The organism is Bradyrhizobium lablabi (genome assembly GCF_900141755.1).
Taxonomy (GTDB): Bacteria; Pseudomonadota; Alphaproteobacteria; order Rhizobiales; family Xanthobacteraceae; genus Bradyrhizobium; species Bradyrhizobium lablabi_A.
Map to the genome: position 1 here is coordinate 2327435 of NZ_LT670844.1, position 13464 is coordinate 2340898.

The window sequence follows — 13464 nt, forward strand, 5'->3', positions numbered from 1 at the left end:
CGGCGCGTGATATTACGCCTTACTGGGTTGTCTTCGATGCCGCAAGAATAAGGCGGTCGGACGGCGGCAGATCGAAGCGCGGCTCGATGCCCAAAAGCGGCGCAATCCGGGCGATCACATTGCCGCCGGTCGGCACCGCGTTCCAGCCGGAAGTGATGAAACCGTAGGTTTCCTTCAAGGGCTGCGGCTCGTCGAGCATGATCAGAAGCTGATACTGCGGCTTGTCGGCCGGCAGCACCGCCGTAAACGCGGTGAGCACGTGCTTCTTGGCGTAGCGGCCGTTGATGACCTTTTCGGCCGTGCCGGTCTTGCCGCCGATATAGTAACCCTTGACGTCGGCTTTTCGGGCGGTGCCGATTTCGGCGTTGAGCCGCATCAAGAACCGCATCTTCTCTGACGTCTCGGGCTTGATCACCCGCTTTGCCACCGCCATCGCTTCCTGCTCGGTGCGCTTCAGGAAGGTGGGAGGAATCAGATAGCCGCCGTTCACCAGCGCATCGATGCCCATCACCGCCTGCAGCGGCGCGACCGCCATGCCGTGCCCGAACGCGATCGTCACCGTGTTCAATTCGCCCCAGTGTCGCGGCACGATCGGGGAAGCGCTTTCGGGCAATTCGGTGCGCAGCCGCTCGAGCTGTCCCATCTTGCGCAAGAACGCCTTGTGCGCCTCGACGCCCTGCGCCAGCGCGATGCGCGCCGCGCCGACATTGGACGAGAAGGTGAAGACTTCTTTCATGTTGAGGAAGCGGCCCTTCGGCTCGTCGTCATGGATCGTGAACTTGCCGTAGTGCAGCGGACCGCGCGCGTCCCACATCGAGTTGAGATCGTACTTGCCGGAATCCAGCGCCATCGCCAGGGTGAAGGCCTTGAACGTCGATCCCAATTCATAGACGCCCGTGGTCAGGCGGTTGATGCGATCGGGATCGTGCGCCTCTTTCGGGCTGTTGGGATCGAAGTCCGGCACTGACACCATCGCCACGATCTCGCCGGTCTTGACGTTGGAGACGAGGCCGGAGGCTGCCTTGGCGTGGAATTTATCCTTGGCCTTCAGGAGTTCGTCGCGCAGCGCATGCTCGACGCGCAGATCGACCGACAATTCCACCGGCCGCTGCAGCCGGTCGGTGGCAAAGCCGGCGCGATGCAGATCGGCAAGCCCGTTGCTGTCGAGCCATTTCTCCATCCCGGCGATGCCCTGGTTGTCGATATTGACGAGCCCGATCAGGTGCGCGACTTCGTTGCCGGTGGGATAGACGCGCTTGTTCTCGCGCAGGAAGCCGATGCCGGGAATGCCGAGGCGGTGAATTTCCTGCTGCTGCTGTGGGGTGATTTCGCGCTTCAGCCAGACAAAGCCTTTTTTCGACGACAGGCGGTCGCGCACTTCGCCGGTGTCGAGATCGGGCAATGTCGCGGTGAGCAGCTCGATCGCTTCGTCGCGGTCGATGATGCGGCGCGGCTCGCCGAACAAACTGGGCGCCTTGACGTCGGTGGCGAGTATTTCGCCGTTGCGGTCGACGATGTCGGGCCGGGCGGTGGCGATGGCGTCTTGCGCGGCGGTGCGGCGCGCGCCGTGAGCGTCGGCCCCGACCGCGAACATCACGAGCCGCCCGCCGATCACCGCATAGATCGCGGCGAATGCCAGGATCGCAAATCCGACGCGGGCGCGCGCCTTCGCGGCGCGGTCGACGTTGCGCCCGTAGAGCAGGCTGCGGATCAGCCGCTGCCGCCAGGGCTCGGCGGGTTTTACCGGTGCGGGCGCGGAATCGCTCATTGCTGCCCCTCCGATGCTGGCGCCGACGTCGGCACCGAGCCCGTGACCGAAGAGGCGTCGGCGGAGGCATCGATGGTCTGGATCATCGCGCCGATCGGATCAGGATCGCCCGGCCTGACCAGGCTAGGGGGCCGTTCCGGCAGGTTCTTCAGTGAATCATATTGCGTGGCGTTGAGCGGCTTTAGCGGCAGATGGCGCTCGGCGAGACCCTGCAGCCGCAGCGGCGCGTCGAGTTTTGCCCATTCCGAGCGCAGCACCGCGATGGCGTCGCGCTGCTCGCGAATTTCCGCATGCAGCCGCAACACCCGCTCGGTGCGGGCGGTTGAGTCCATTTTGATCCGGTAGACGTAAGCAGCGGCGAACACCAAAGCGCCGATGACGAGGAGATGGATGATCCGCACGGTCAGCCTCCCCTCATCACGTCGTGGAGCGTCGGCCATGCCGGCAACGAAGCGGCGGCATGCGCGGGCGCTTCCGTGCGTTCGGCCGCGCGCAGTTTTGCCGACCGCGCGCGCGGGTTGGCGGAAATCTCCGCATCATCCGGCGCGACTGGACGCTTGGTCAGGATGGCAAAACTCGGCGGAGCTAGCGCGATCTCGGGCAGATGCCGCGAGCCGCCGCCGGCCTTGCCGCGCTCGGCCATGAAATTCTTGACGATGCGGTCTTCCAGCGAATGAAACGACACCACCACCAGCCGGCCGCCCGGCTTCAGCACGCGTTCCGCCGCCGCCAGCGCCAGATGCAGTTCGTCGAGTTCCGCGTTGACGAAGATGCGCAATGCCTGGAACGTCCGCGTCGCCGGGTGAATCTCGCCCGGCTTCGAGCGCACGACCTTGGCCACAATATCGGCCAGTGCCCGGGTGGTCGCAATCGGCGCTTCCTTGCGCGCGGCGACGATCGCCCTAGCAACGGCGCGCGAATGCCGCTCCTCGCCAAAAATGTAGATGATGTTGGCGAGATCGGTCTCGGACGCTTTCGCGATCACGTCCGCTGCGGTCGGGCCATCATTCCCCATCCGCATGTCGAGCGGGCCGCCCAGCCGAAACGAGAAGCCGCGCTCGGCCTCGTCGAGCTGCATCGACGACACCCCGACATCCATCACGACGCCGTCGACCGCCGCAAAACCTTGTGCAGCGCAAATCTCGGCGAGATTGGAAAACCGGTCCTCGACCAGCGTCAGCTTGCCGCGGGATCGGTCCACCAGATCGAACCCGCCCAGGATGGCCGACCGGTCGCGGTCGATGCCGACGACGCGGGTTCCCGCGACGTCGAGAATAGCCCTGCTGTAACCGCCGGCGCCGAAAGTGGCGTCGATATAGATGCCGCCGTCACGGGGGTTCAACAGCTCAATCGCCTGGCGGCCAAGGACGGGAACATGGCGCGGAGGAGCAGGGCTCATGCCGCCGCCCCCGGCGCGATCCGGCGCAAAACATGGAACTTTGGCTCGAGCGGGCCCATTGCGCCTCAAATCCACAGGCTTCGCCGGGCTTTTCGATTCGAAAAGCCCTTGCAAGGCAGGACTGCCGATCCCGATTGTTCCCGTTCGCAAGCCCTGGTTTCCGCACGGAATTTCTTGGGCTGCCATGGGATTTCGAGCGTGAAAGAGGCCTCGGCCGTCCCCCAAAACTGGTTCGGCTCTTCACCACTTAGTAACGGCAGTTAGCGTTAAGAAAGCGTTGAAGGGATGGATACAATCAATTGTCCCCTCGGATCGGTGCGGGGGCACCCTTGCGGTGATGCTTCCCGCACACACCTTGGACAAAATGCGAAGGGATAACCCGATCGCACATTGCGCGGATGGCAGGGTAAAGGAATAGTAAACGAGGCTCGTGTTGAAAACGTAGCCGTTGCCGCTCTCTTGCCTGGTTTGAGCCATCCTATGCCGCTCGGTTCGTTCGCATCTGTTGGTGTTGATTCGAAGCGCCGCGTCCTCCCGCTCCCCAGGCCCAATGCGAACATGAAGACCTTCACTCCCGATTCATCGATCGCTTCCGACGTCATCCCGTCGATGAATTATGGCGACCGCAACAAGGGCCGCCTGCCCGACATGATCGTGCTGCACTACACCGGAATGCCCGACGTGGAGGGTGCGATCGCGCAGCTCTGCACCGCGGGCACCGACGTCTCGGCGCATTACATCGTGCTGGAAGACGGCCGAATCGTGCAATGCGTCCCCGAAGGCAAGCGCGCCTGGCATGCCGGCGTCGCCTCCTGGGCCGGCGAGGAGGACATCAATTCCTGTTCGATCGGCGTCGAGATCATCAATCGCGGCCATGACTGGGGCTATCCGGACTATCCGCTGCGCCAGATCGCCGCCGTGATCGCGCTGTGCCGCGGCATCATGCTCCGCCGCAAGGTGCCGACCCATCGCGTGCTCGGGCATTCCGATGTCGCACCGGCGCGCAAGAAGGACCCCGGCGAGAAATTTCCGTGGCATTCGCTGGCCAATTCCGGCGTCGGCCACTGGGTGCAGCCCGCGCCGGTCGTGCGCGGCGAAACGCTGAAGCTCGGCACCGACAGCGACGACGTCCGCCACCTGCAGCAGGCGCTGGCAAGATATGGCTACGCGATCCCGATCAACGGCAAATACGATGGCGCGACCATGGAAGTGGTCACCGCCTTCCAGCGCCATTTCCGCCCCGCCCGCGTCGACGGCATCGCCGATCATTCGACCTTGACCACGCTGCAGGCGCTGCTGGCGAGCCTCCCGGTCGGCGACAAGGTCGTCGCGGCGAAGTAGCGCTTGATCATCGCTTGCTTGGAATATCCCGCCAGCGGAAGTGCGCTCCCTCGCCGCGCCCTTCGCGGGGAGAGGGTTGGGGTCATTTGCGCTAGGTTAAGCGTGCGTTGAGATAGTCGCATTGTTTTCGGCGTCGGCGCGGTGGCTCACAGAGGTGACGACGGATTTTGGTGAAGAGGTTGCAGACAGTTTGCCACAGGAGTGGGCCGCGAATGGCGGCGCAAATGGTGGCGAGGGCTATCTTCATGAGACGCCAGCGCGATGGGCTTGCGCGTGGTGCCGGGTCCAGAGGGGGAAGAGTCCGGGACTTGCCCGGCAATCTGTTCGGCGATGATGGCGACGATCAGCCTTGCGTAGATCCATGCTCGCGCGAGTTCAGGCTTCTTGGCCGGCAGCAGATCGAGGCCGGCCAGGCTTTTGAACCTTTTGAACGCCAGCTCGATTTGCCAGCGAAAGCGATAAAGGGCGAGGATCTCGGACGGCGGGAAGGCGGCGACCGGCAGCGAGGTCAGGAGAAGAATGTACTTCGCCGCCTCGAGACTGCGCGGGTCGGGTTGCCGGCCGCGCTTCTTGGCGTCTTTGAGCAGACGCTTCTGCTCGGCTTGCGCCTGTTCCGGGTCCTTGCGTCGGATAATGAGGCGCAGCATCAGCGGCTCCGGTGGTGGAGACCCCGTGATGCCTTCGTGGATGCGAACCTGCACCTCGCTTAGCTGTTCGGCCTGAGCGGCAAGTGCGGCAAAGAGATCGAAAGGCTCGCCGTTCGCCTGCAACAGGCGTAACGAGTTCCAGCCGGTCCGCACGATGAAGTCTGCACCGGCCTCCACCACGGGCCGCAGATCGCGCGGTCGCGCATAGTAGCGATCACCCAGCACGATATCGCCCGGCCGGTAGGTGAGGCGCTGAAGGTTCTCGGCACCATACCCGTCGGTCAACTCGAGCTGATCGACTTGACCCGTTGCCAGGTCGTAGCCGACATGCAGGCGCCATGTCGTGCGGTCAGCTCCCGGTTGGCAGATCGACGTTCCATCCAATGCACGCAAGCGATACCCGGCCCAGCGTCCAGCGGGTACTTTTGCCTGTTCGGCAATCAGCGCAGCCACAATGTCGCCGAGCCAAGGCGCTGCTTTGCACAGCCGATCGAGCAGGGATGGGTCGGACAAGCTGACGATCCCGCCGGCCTCAGCCCACGCACAGGTCTCGCGCAGCGACATTCCGAGGCCTCCATAGGCCAGCGCCAGCCGCAACAGCGTTTCAGCGTTCTTGATTTCCCGCGCCCGCGTGAAGGCGCCTCGCGCCCGCGCCGTTGCTTCCACGTCAAAATCCGCCGGAAGGCGCGCGCTCACCTCCGGCCAGTGATCCAAAATCTCAGGGCGAATCTTCATCCCAAGCTTGAATCATATCGCGATTCCTTGTGTCCAGAGCTAAACCTAGCGCAAATGAGGGTTGGGGTGAGGGGCTCTTCTATCCGCAAGTGATGAGACGCGAGGTGGACAGTGTGCCCTGCCCCTCACCCGAAATTCGAGTTGCACTCGAATTTCGACCTGTCCCCGTAAAGAACGGGGAGAGGTAAGAAAGCATCCTCGCCCCTTACCTAGTCTCGCAGCTCCGCCAATCGCCTTGCATATAGCCGCCGCAATGGCTCCAACTGCGTCGCCGCCGTCGCCGCGAGATACGCCTCGCGCGCGGCGTCCTTGCGGCCGAGCCGGCGCAACAAATCGGCGCGAACCGCCGGCATCAGTTCATAGCCTTGAAGTCCGCCGCGCGCTTCCAGCGCGTCGATCAAGTCCAGTGCGCGCGCAGGTCCGTCCACCATCGACACGGCAGCGGCGTGATTGAGTTCGATCACCGGCGAGGGGCTGATGCGCAGCAGCACTTCATAAAGACCTGCGATCTGCGGCCAGTCGGTGTCTTGATAGTTCGGCGCCCGCGCATGAAGGGCGGCGATCGCGGCCTGCACCGCGTAGGCTTCCGGCCGGCCCGGCATCCGCAAGGCCACTTCCACCAACCTCAGCCCTTCGGCAATCTGCAAAGAATCCCATAGCCCGCGATCCTGCTCTTCCAAGAGCACGATGTCGCCGCCCGCGGTCTGGCGCCCGGCGCGGCGCGCGTCGTGCAGCAGCATCAAGGCCAGCAATCCCCTGACTTCGCCCCGCTGCGGCATCAATGCGTCGATCAGGCGGCCAAGCCGGATCGCTTCGCGCGCCAGATCCGGCCGCATCAAATCCTCGCCTGAGGTCGCCGCATAGCCTTCGGTGAAGACGAGATAGATCACCGCGAGCACGCCGCGCAGCCGCGGCGCCAGCGCTTCGCGGTCCGGCACCTCATAGGGAATGCCGGCGAGCCGGATTTTCTGTTTGGCGCGGACAAGGCGCTGCGACATCGCGTCTTCGCTGGTCAAAAAGGCGCGCGCGACCTGGGCGGTGGTCAGCCCGCAGACCGTGCGCAGCGTCAGCGCGACCTGAACGTCGGCGGCGAATGCCGGATGGCAACAGGTGAAGATCAGGCGCAGCATGTCGTCGTCGAGCGCCATCGCATCGGCGGCTTCATCGGAAGCTGACGCGTTGAGCAGCAATTCATGCGCCAGTTCGCTTTGCTTGCCGCGAAACGTCATTTGCCGGCGGACCCGGTCGATCGCCTTGTTGCGTCCGACATTCACCAGCCATGCCCGCGGATTCGATGGCGGCTCTCCCGCCGGCCAGCGTTCCAGGGCCACGGCAAAGGCGTCTTGAAGCGCGTCCTGGGCGAGATCGAAATCGCCGACGAGGCGGATCAGCGTTGCCAGCGCCCGGCCCGCCTCGTCGCGGAAAATTTTTTCGATAGCGGTGGGAGTCATGGGTAGCCGTTTCAACAAACTAGCCGTCATTCCGGGGCGCGCTCTTGCGCGAGCCCGGAATCACGAAGACGAAGTCGTTTAGTCATAAACCATGACCGGCCTGACCTCGATCGCACTTGTCCTGGCATGGGGAATGCGCGCGGCGATGGCGAGCGCGGTGTCGAGATCCTTGGCTTCGACCAGATAGTAGCCCCCGAGTTGCTCGCGCGTCTCCGCGAACGGGCCATCCGTCGTCAAGGTCTTGCCGTCGCGAACGCGCACGGTGGTCGCAGTCGTTGTCGGCTGCAGTCCATCGCCGGCCTTGAAATGACCGCTCTGGATGATGGACTGGGTGAATGCACCGTATTCCGCCGTCATCTTCTGACGCGCCGTTGCGTCCATTTTGCCGAATTCGGCTTCGTTCCGATAGATCATCAACAAATACTGCATGATTGGCTCCTTTTGATCGGCTTGATCGCCGGCATCCAGTCGAACGGGCCGATCGCAAAACGACATCTTCAGGATAATTTATTTTGCCGGCTTCCGCTGGCGTTATCGGCTTGACGTGGCGGCCCGGAGCCCCCATGCAAGGTGCGTCAGTCGGCTGGACGGCCGCTCCGGCAATCACCGAAAGGTGGCTGGAGAGGAAAGTCCGGGCTCCATCGACATACGGTGCCGGATAACATCCGGCGGGGGCAACCCCAGGGAAAGTGCCACAGAGAACGAACCGCTTCCCCCACCCTACCCTCCCCCGCTTGCGGGGGAGGGATAAAGGGTGGGGGCGCAGCAAGGGTGAAAAGGTGCGGTAAGAGCGCACCGCGGCTCCGGCAACGGAACCGGCATGGCAAACCACACCGGGAGCAAGACCGAATAGGGACGGCAACGCGGGCAGTTCGCGAAAGCGATAACGCCGCGGGAGCAATGTCAGGCTCGCCGTCCGGGTAGGTTGCTCGAGGCAATGTGCAAACATTGTCCCAGAGGAATGGCCGTCACGTATCGCCTGCCACAAGCAGGCGCTGCCCTACAGAACCCGGCTTACAGGCCGGCTGATGTTTTCTAAATGAGGGGTTCGGCGCAACAACGCCGGACCCCTCGCCATTTTTGAGACTGTCATTCCGGGATGGTCCGAAGGACCAGACCCGGAATCTCGAGATTCCGGGTTCGTGCTTCGCACGCCCCGGAATGACATTCAGTTATATAGTCCGTTGCTGACGATCTTCTCCAACAACGCCATCAGCGCTTCCGGCGCCGTCACATTCGGCGAATGGCTGGCGTCGATCTCGTAATACTTCCAGCCGGGCTCACTCTTGGCGCGTTTGGCAAACTGACCAAACGTGTCCGCCGGCGTGATGCGCTTGGCGTAGATATAGCTGCGCGGCAACGTCAGTCTGCCGCCATGCAGCTTGAGCGGCGTCAGAAAGCATTTGATCGGCATGTCGACGCGGCGCTCGGTCAGCCATTCGAGATCGGCTTGCGGCGTATCCGGTGGCGTCGGGTTCGGCGGTACGCGCCAGCCGTCGCCGGTCTTCGCGAGTTCCTGCATGCGCTGCCGCGCCGGCTCGTTCAGATCGAGCAGTGACTGTCCGTCCTCGGGCACGAACGCGTCGATATAGATCAATTGCGCGATGCGGTCGCGCGCGCGGTCGGCGACGCCGGTTGCGACCATGCCGCCATAGCTGTGGCCGATCAGCACGATGTCGCGCAGGTCTTCGTACTTGATGACGTTGAGGATGTCCTGGATGTGCGTCTCGAGATCGATCGACGGATCGGCGAGATGCGCGCGCTCGCCGAGACCCGTATAGCTCGGCGTCACCAGGCGATGCCCGGCCGCCTGCATCGGCTTGTGCATCTTTTTCCACGCCCATCCCGCCGACCAGGCGCCGTGGCAGACGAGAAAGGTTGCCCCCATGATTTTTCCTCACTGGTTATCGCGACCGGAACGCTATAAGGCACAAAACGTCTCTTCGCCAACTTTACAACCGTCATTCCGGGATGGTCCGAAGGACCAGACCCGGAATCTCGAGATTCCGGGTTCGCATCTTCGATGCGCCCCGGAATGACGTAGGAAATCCTGAACAGCAATGACCACGATCGCCTATGTGCTCCTATTTCTCGGCGCATTCGCCGGCGGCTTCGTGACCGGCCTCGCCGGCTTCGGAACCGGGCTCGTTGCGCTGGGGATCTGGCTCTATGCGTTGCCGCCTTCGATCGCCGTGTCGCTGGTCATCATCTGTTCCATCGTCGCGCAGACTTCGACGCTGCCGTCGATTTGGCACGCGATCGACTTCAAGCTGGTGTGGCCGTTCCTGATCGGCGGCCTTGCGGGGGTGCCGCTCGGCACCATGCTGATCGCGCACGCCGATCCCAATGTTTTCAAATTGAGCGTCGGCGTGCTGCTCTTGGTGTTTCCGACCGCGCTCTATTTCAACAGCACGCCCATCGCGTGGAGTTTCGGCGGCCGGCTCGCCGACGCCGCGATCGGATTTGCCGGTGGCATCCTGGGCGGCCTCGCCGGTCTGTCCGGCCCGATCCCAACGCTGTGGGCCAGCGTGCGCGGCTGGGGCAAGGATGAGCGCCGCGTCGTTTTTCAGACGTTCAACTGGACGGTGCTGACGGCGTCGCTGTGCGTGCAGGCCGGCACCGGTTTCATCACCCGGGAAGTCGTCTGGTTCGCGCTGCTGGCGCTGCCCGGAACGATTTTCGGCGCGTGGCTCGGCGCGCGCACCTATCAAGTGTTAAGCGACCATCATTTCCGCGATATCGTGCTTGGCCTGTTGTTTCTGTCCGGGATCGGCCTGGTCTGGAGCAGTCTCGGTCATTGAAGCGGCGCATCATCCCGCCTCGCGCCGATCACCATGCCGCCGGCAACGCCGACGCCCAGGACATACATCCAGCCCTCGTGAAAATCGAACAGGTGCGAATTGAACAGCGAGGTCGAGATATTTTGCACGACCACCAATAGCCCGATCCAGTTCACCAGACCCTCGCCGCGAAACAGCAGCAAATGCGCTATCCACATCGCATACAGCACGGCCACGCCGATCACGCCCCACTGCACCGCCACGTTCAAGGTCTGATTATGCGGATTTGAGACGATCTGGGCACGTGCACCGACCTCGCTGACCGCGGTCGTTTCAAACAAGCGGCGCGTCGCTCCGGTGCCGTATCCCAGCACAGGCGCCTCGGCGAAAAACCGCAGCGATTTACCCCAATAAATTAGCCGCGAACCGATGCCGGTCTCGTTGTTCCGGGTTGAGGTGACCTGATAGTCGGTGAAGAATTTCGAGACCGTGGCGCGGAGCTGCGGGGATGCGCTCCAGAGCACCGCCGCGAGCACCGCGGCGGCGCACGATACGGCAATCGCTGTTCGCCATCGCAAATGTAGCAGCGCGAATAAAGCCAGCATGATCGGCATGGTCACCAGCGCCGTGCGTGAAACGACGACGAACATCATGTTGATCAGCAGGCTTGCGGCGATGGCCGCGAGCAGCACCGCTAGCCAGGTCTTATTCGCCCGCAGGAACGTCATGACCGGATAGGCCAGCGCCACCGCGCATAAGACAAATTCCTGGCTTTGGTCGATGTAGTTCTTGACGACGATCCCGTTCGCCACCTGATAAGGACCGTGCGAGAAATAGAGTTTGAGCGACAGATCGGGATCGAAGGCGACCAGCCAGGACGCCGCCATCAGCAGTACACAGGACGCGAGAAAGGCGAGGAAAACCCACATCCCCCGCGACGTGCGTTCGAAATGATAAAGCAATAGCGGCATCATCAAGAACTTTGCGGTCGGGCCGACCGCAAAGATACGCTCGCCCCAGGGCGCGCTCGACCACAGCGTTCCCACCAGCGCCAGGCCGAACAAGGCGATCGGCAGAATGCAAATCGGCCGCGCCAGCGATCGAGCGAACGGGCGAATCTCAAGCGTCGGGAGCAGCGCGATGATCCAGAGCACCGCGACAATCAGGACGCCGCTGGTCGACCACGGCAGCAAGATCGCGATCAAAACCGCAAGCAGGTCGAGATTCAGGATCCGCGCAGCCGGATCGCGCCGGGCGGACATGACGAGGGCGAGCCCGGAAAGCCCGGGCTCATTTCTCGCGGCTTCAGTCATATCGGCCCCCTGCGCGCTTTAGGTCGTATTATCACGGATACCTAGCTCAAGTGGCCGAAACGCTGCAATCCGCATCCCTCATTCCGCCGCCGAGATACGATCGAATTCCGTCGCCTGGCGCTCGAACAGCCCGCGATAGATTCCGCCCGAACGATTGGCGAGCGCGGCGTGAGTGCCCTGCTCGACGATCTCGCCGCGATCAAACACCAGGATGCGGTCGAGGCTGCGCACGGTCGACAGCCGGTGCGCGATCACGATTGAGGTCCGTCCCTTCATCAGCCGTTCCATCGCCTGCTGAATCAGCGCCTCGGACTCTGAGTCGAGGCTCGAGGTCGCCTCGTCCAGGATCAGGACGGGCGCATCGGCGAGAAATGCGCGGGCCAGCGCGACGCGCTGCCGCTCGCCGCCCGACAGTTTCACGCCGCGTTCGCCGACCAGCGTGCCATAACCTTTCGGCAGCCGCAGGATGAACTCATGCGCATTGGCGAGCCGCGCCGCCTGCTCGATCGCAGCCCCGCTGGCACCGGGCCGGCCGTAGGCGATGTTCTCGGCCAGCGAGCGGTGAAACAGGATCGGCTCCTGCTGCACAATCGCGATCTGGCTGCGCAGCGATTGCTGCGTCGCCTTCGCGATGTCCTGATCGTCGATCAGGATTTTCCCGCTGGTGACATCGTAAAGCCGCTGCACCAGTTTGACAAAAGTGGTCTTGCCGGAGCCGGAGCGGCCGACCAGGCCGACGCGCTCGCCGGCACGGATGTCGACCGACAGGCCGTCGTACAGCGGCGCGCGGTGCCCGCCGTAATGGAAGGTCACGTCTTCGAACACGATGCGTCCGTCCTGGATATCGATCGGCCGTGCGCCGGACGCGTCGGCAATGCCGATCGGCTCGTCATGCATCGCGACCAATTCCTCCATGTCGTTGACCGAGCGCTGCAAATTGTTGATGTGCATGCCGACGTCGCGCAAATAGGCGTGGATGATGTAGTAGCTGGTCAGCACATAGGTCACATCGCCCGGCGAAGCGCGGCCGGCGATCCACAAGAGCAGCGCGCCGCCGATCACGGAGGCGCGCAGGCAGAGCAGCACCGCAAGCTGTGCGGTGGCGGTATAGGTATAGCGCAGCCAGGTCCGCCGCACCCGGGCGCTCCAGCGGTTGATGACGCGCTTTAGCCGCACGTCCTCGCGCTGTTCCGCGCCGAACGATTTTACCACGGCGTTGCAGGTCAAGGCATCGGCAAGCGTGCCGCCGACCTTGGTGTCCCAGGCGTTGGAGACGCGCGCCGCGGGCGCGATGTAGCGCGTCGAGAACAGGATGATCATCGGGATGTAGATCGCAGCGCCAACGGCGATCACGAGGCCGAGCGACGGCCAGTGCAGCCCGAGCAGGATCATCGAGCCCAACAGCACCACCAATGAGGGCAACAGCGCCATCAGGATGGTGTCGTTGAGCAGGTCGAGCGCCCACATGCCGCGGGTGATCTTGCGCACGGTCGAGCCGGCGAAGCTGTTGGCGTGCCAGTCGGTGGAGAAGCGCTGCACCCGCGTGAAGGCGTCGCGCGCCACGTCGGACATGATCCGCAACGTGAACGGCACGATCGTGTATAGCCCCGTCATGCGCAGGATGATCGAGGCAAGACCCAGCCCCACGATCGCGGCAAAGGCGGTATACGCCGCGCGGCGTGCGACGGGGTCCGACGCGGCGGAGGTCATGGCGTCGACGAGATGGCCTGAGAATACCGGCATGAACAGGTCGGCCATGGTGGCCCCTAACAGGCCGGCGGCGGTGGTTGCGGCCATCACAGGCTGGTTGAGCCAGTGGCGGAACACGAACGGCAACACCACACGAATGGCAGCGGCGCGTTTGGTGTGAAAAACGGTCATGGCGTCATCCGGCTACGCTTTCGCGCGCGCCGGCTCCGTTGATGGACGCGCGGACGGCAACGGGCCGAACGCAAGCGTCGTTGAAAACAGGTAACTTACTGGGAAGCTTGGGATGATCGGGACGTCAGGCCCGGTCGATGCTGACGGAA

The 13464-nt window shown here is 63.5% G+C and carries 11 protein-coding genes and 1 other RNA gene; 3 read left to right on the forward strand and 9 right to left on the reverse strand.

All coding sequences use genetic code 11. The features are described 5' to 3' along the window. Positions 1 to 19: 19 nt before the first annotated feature. The 3 genes from B5526_RS10830 to rsmH are packed head-to-tail and all read right to left on the reverse strand — an operon-like array spanning position 20 to position 3167. Positions 20 to 1768, reverse strand: a complete 1749-nt coding sequence (locus B5526_RS10830; RefSeq protein WP_079538185.1) for a peptidoglycan D,D-transpeptidase FtsI family protein — start codon at positions 1766 to 1768, stop codon at positions 20 to 22. Next, entirely contained in the window at positions 1765 to 2169 is a 405-nt protein-coding gene (ftsL, locus tag B5526_RS10835) for a cell division protein FtsL (RefSeq protein ID WP_079538186.1), read from the reverse strand. The genes B5526_RS10830 and ftsL overlap by 4 nt, the downstream gene beginning before the upstream one ends. A gap of 2 nt (positions 2170 to 2171) precedes the next feature. After that, complete coding sequence (rsmH, locus tag B5526_RS10840; protein ID WP_154071252.1) at positions 2172 to 3167, reverse strand: 16S rRNA (cytosine(1402)-N(4))-methyltransferase RsmH; 996 nt, start codon at positions 3165 to 3167, stop codon at positions 2172 to 2174. Between the two features lie 558 nt (positions 3168 to 3725). Here rsmH and B5526_RS10845 point away from each other — a divergent pair. Then, positions 3726 to 4508, forward strand: a complete 783-nt coding sequence (locus B5526_RS10845) for an N-acetylmuramoyl-L-alanine amidase (protein ID WP_079544898.1) — start codon at positions 3726 to 3728, stop codon at positions 4506 to 4508. Positions 4509 to 4654: 146 nt separating this feature from the next. On the opposite strand, the gene B5526_RS10850 is transcribed toward B5526_RS10845, so the two are convergent. The 3 genes from B5526_RS10850 to B5526_RS10860 form a co-directional block, all read right to left on the reverse strand. Further along, positions 4655 to 5890, reverse strand: a complete 1236-nt coding sequence (locus tag B5526_RS10850) for an IS4 family transposase (protein WP_079538188.1) — start codon at positions 5888 to 5890, stop codon at positions 4655 to 4657. A 209-nt stretch (positions 5891 to 6099) separates the two neighbouring features. Then, positions 6100 to 7341 carry an RNA polymerase sigma factor gene (locus B5526_RS10855; RefSeq protein ID WP_079538189.1) on the reverse strand — a complete coding sequence of 414 codons (1242 nt, stop codon included), beginning with the start codon at positions 7339 to 7341 and terminating at the stop codon, positions 6100 to 6102. Positions 7342 to 7419: 78 nt separating this feature from the next. Next, positions 7420 to 7770: a YciI family protein gene (locus tag B5526_RS10860; protein WP_079544900.1), complete on the reverse strand. Its 351-nt coding sequence runs from the start codon at positions 7768 to 7770 to the stop codon at positions 7420 to 7422. Positions 7771 to 7916: 146 nt separating this feature from the next. On the opposite strand from B5526_RS10860, the gene rnpB reads away from it, so the two are divergent. Continuing rightward, positions 7917 to 8374: RNase P RNA component class A (gene rnpB, locus B5526_RS10865), an RNA gene on the forward strand. Between the two features lie 135 nt (positions 8375 to 8509). On the opposite strand, the gene B5526_RS10870 is transcribed toward rnpB, so the two are convergent. Beyond that, positions 8510 to 9229, reverse strand: coding sequence for an alpha/beta fold hydrolase (locus tag B5526_RS10870; protein WP_079538190.1), 720 nt, complete (start codon positions 9227 to 9229; stop codon positions 8510 to 8512). 172 nt (positions 9230 to 9401) lie between these two features. Here B5526_RS10870 and B5526_RS10875 point away from each other — a divergent pair, with 172 nt between their 5' ends. After that, on the forward strand, positions 9402 to 10142 hold the full coding sequence (locus B5526_RS10875; protein ID WP_079538191.1) for a sulfite exporter TauE/SafE family protein: 741 nt from the start codon (positions 9402 to 9404) through the stop codon (positions 10140 to 10142). Here the strand turns inward: B5526_RS10875 and B5526_RS10880 are convergent. Both B5526_RS10880 and B5526_RS10885 read right to left on the reverse strand, forming a co-directional pair. Further along, entirely contained in the window at positions 10136 to 11434 is a 1299-nt protein-coding gene (locus tag B5526_RS10880) for an O-antigen ligase family protein (protein ID WP_079538192.1), read from the reverse strand. The two genes, B5526_RS10875 and B5526_RS10880, sit on opposite strands and share 7 nt — an antisense overlap. 78 nt (positions 11435 to 11512) lie before the next feature. Next, positions 11513 to 13315 carry an ABC transporter ATP-binding protein gene (locus B5526_RS10885; RefSeq protein WP_079538193.1) on the reverse strand — a complete coding sequence of 601 codons (1803 nt, stop codon included), beginning with the start codon at positions 13313 to 13315 and terminating at the stop codon, positions 11513 to 11515. Positions 13316 to 13464 lie beyond the last annotated feature (149 nt).

Bases quoted from the DNA above. Each gene is read 5' to 3' on its own strand.
- B5526_RS10830 (WP_079538185.1), bottom strand. From the start codon at position 1,768: ATGAGCGATTCCGCGCCCGCACCGGTAAAACCCGCCGAGCCCTGGCGG.
- B5526_RS10855 (WP_079538189.1), bottom strand. From the start codon at position 7,341: ATGACTCCCACCGCTATCGAAAAAATTTTCCGCGACGAGGCGGGCCGG.
- B5526_RS10845 (WP_079544898.1), top strand. From the start codon at position 3,726: ATGAAGACCTTCACTCCCGATTCATCGATCGCTTCCGACGTCATCCCG.
- B5526_RS10880 (WP_079538192.1), bottom strand. From the start codon at position 11,434: ATGACTGAAGCCGCGAGAAATGAGCCCGGGCTTTCCGGGCTCGCCCTC.
- B5526_RS10850 (WP_079538188.1), bottom strand. From the start codon at position 5,890: ATGAAGATTCGCCCTGAGATTTTGGATCACTGGCCGGAGGTGAGCGCG.
- B5526_RS10875 (WP_079538191.1), top strand. From the start codon at position 9,402: ATGACCACGATCGCCTATGTGCTCCTATTTCTCGGCGCATTCGCCGGC.
- rsmH (WP_154071252.1), bottom strand. From the start codon at position 3,167: ATGAGCCCTGCTCCTCCGCGCCATGTTCCCGTCCTTGGCCGCCAGGCG.
- B5526_RS10885 (WP_079538193.1), bottom strand. From the start codon at position 13,315: ATGACCGTTTTTCACACCAAACGCGCCGCTGCCATTCGTGTGGTGTTG.
- B5526_RS10870 (WP_079538190.1), bottom strand. From the start codon at position 9,229: ATGGGGGCAACCTTTCTCGTCTGCCACGGCGCCTGGTCGGCGGGATGG.
- B5526_RS10860 (WP_079544900.1), bottom strand. From the start codon at position 7,770: ATGCAGTATTTGTTGATGATCTATCGGAACGAAGCCGAATTCGGCAAA.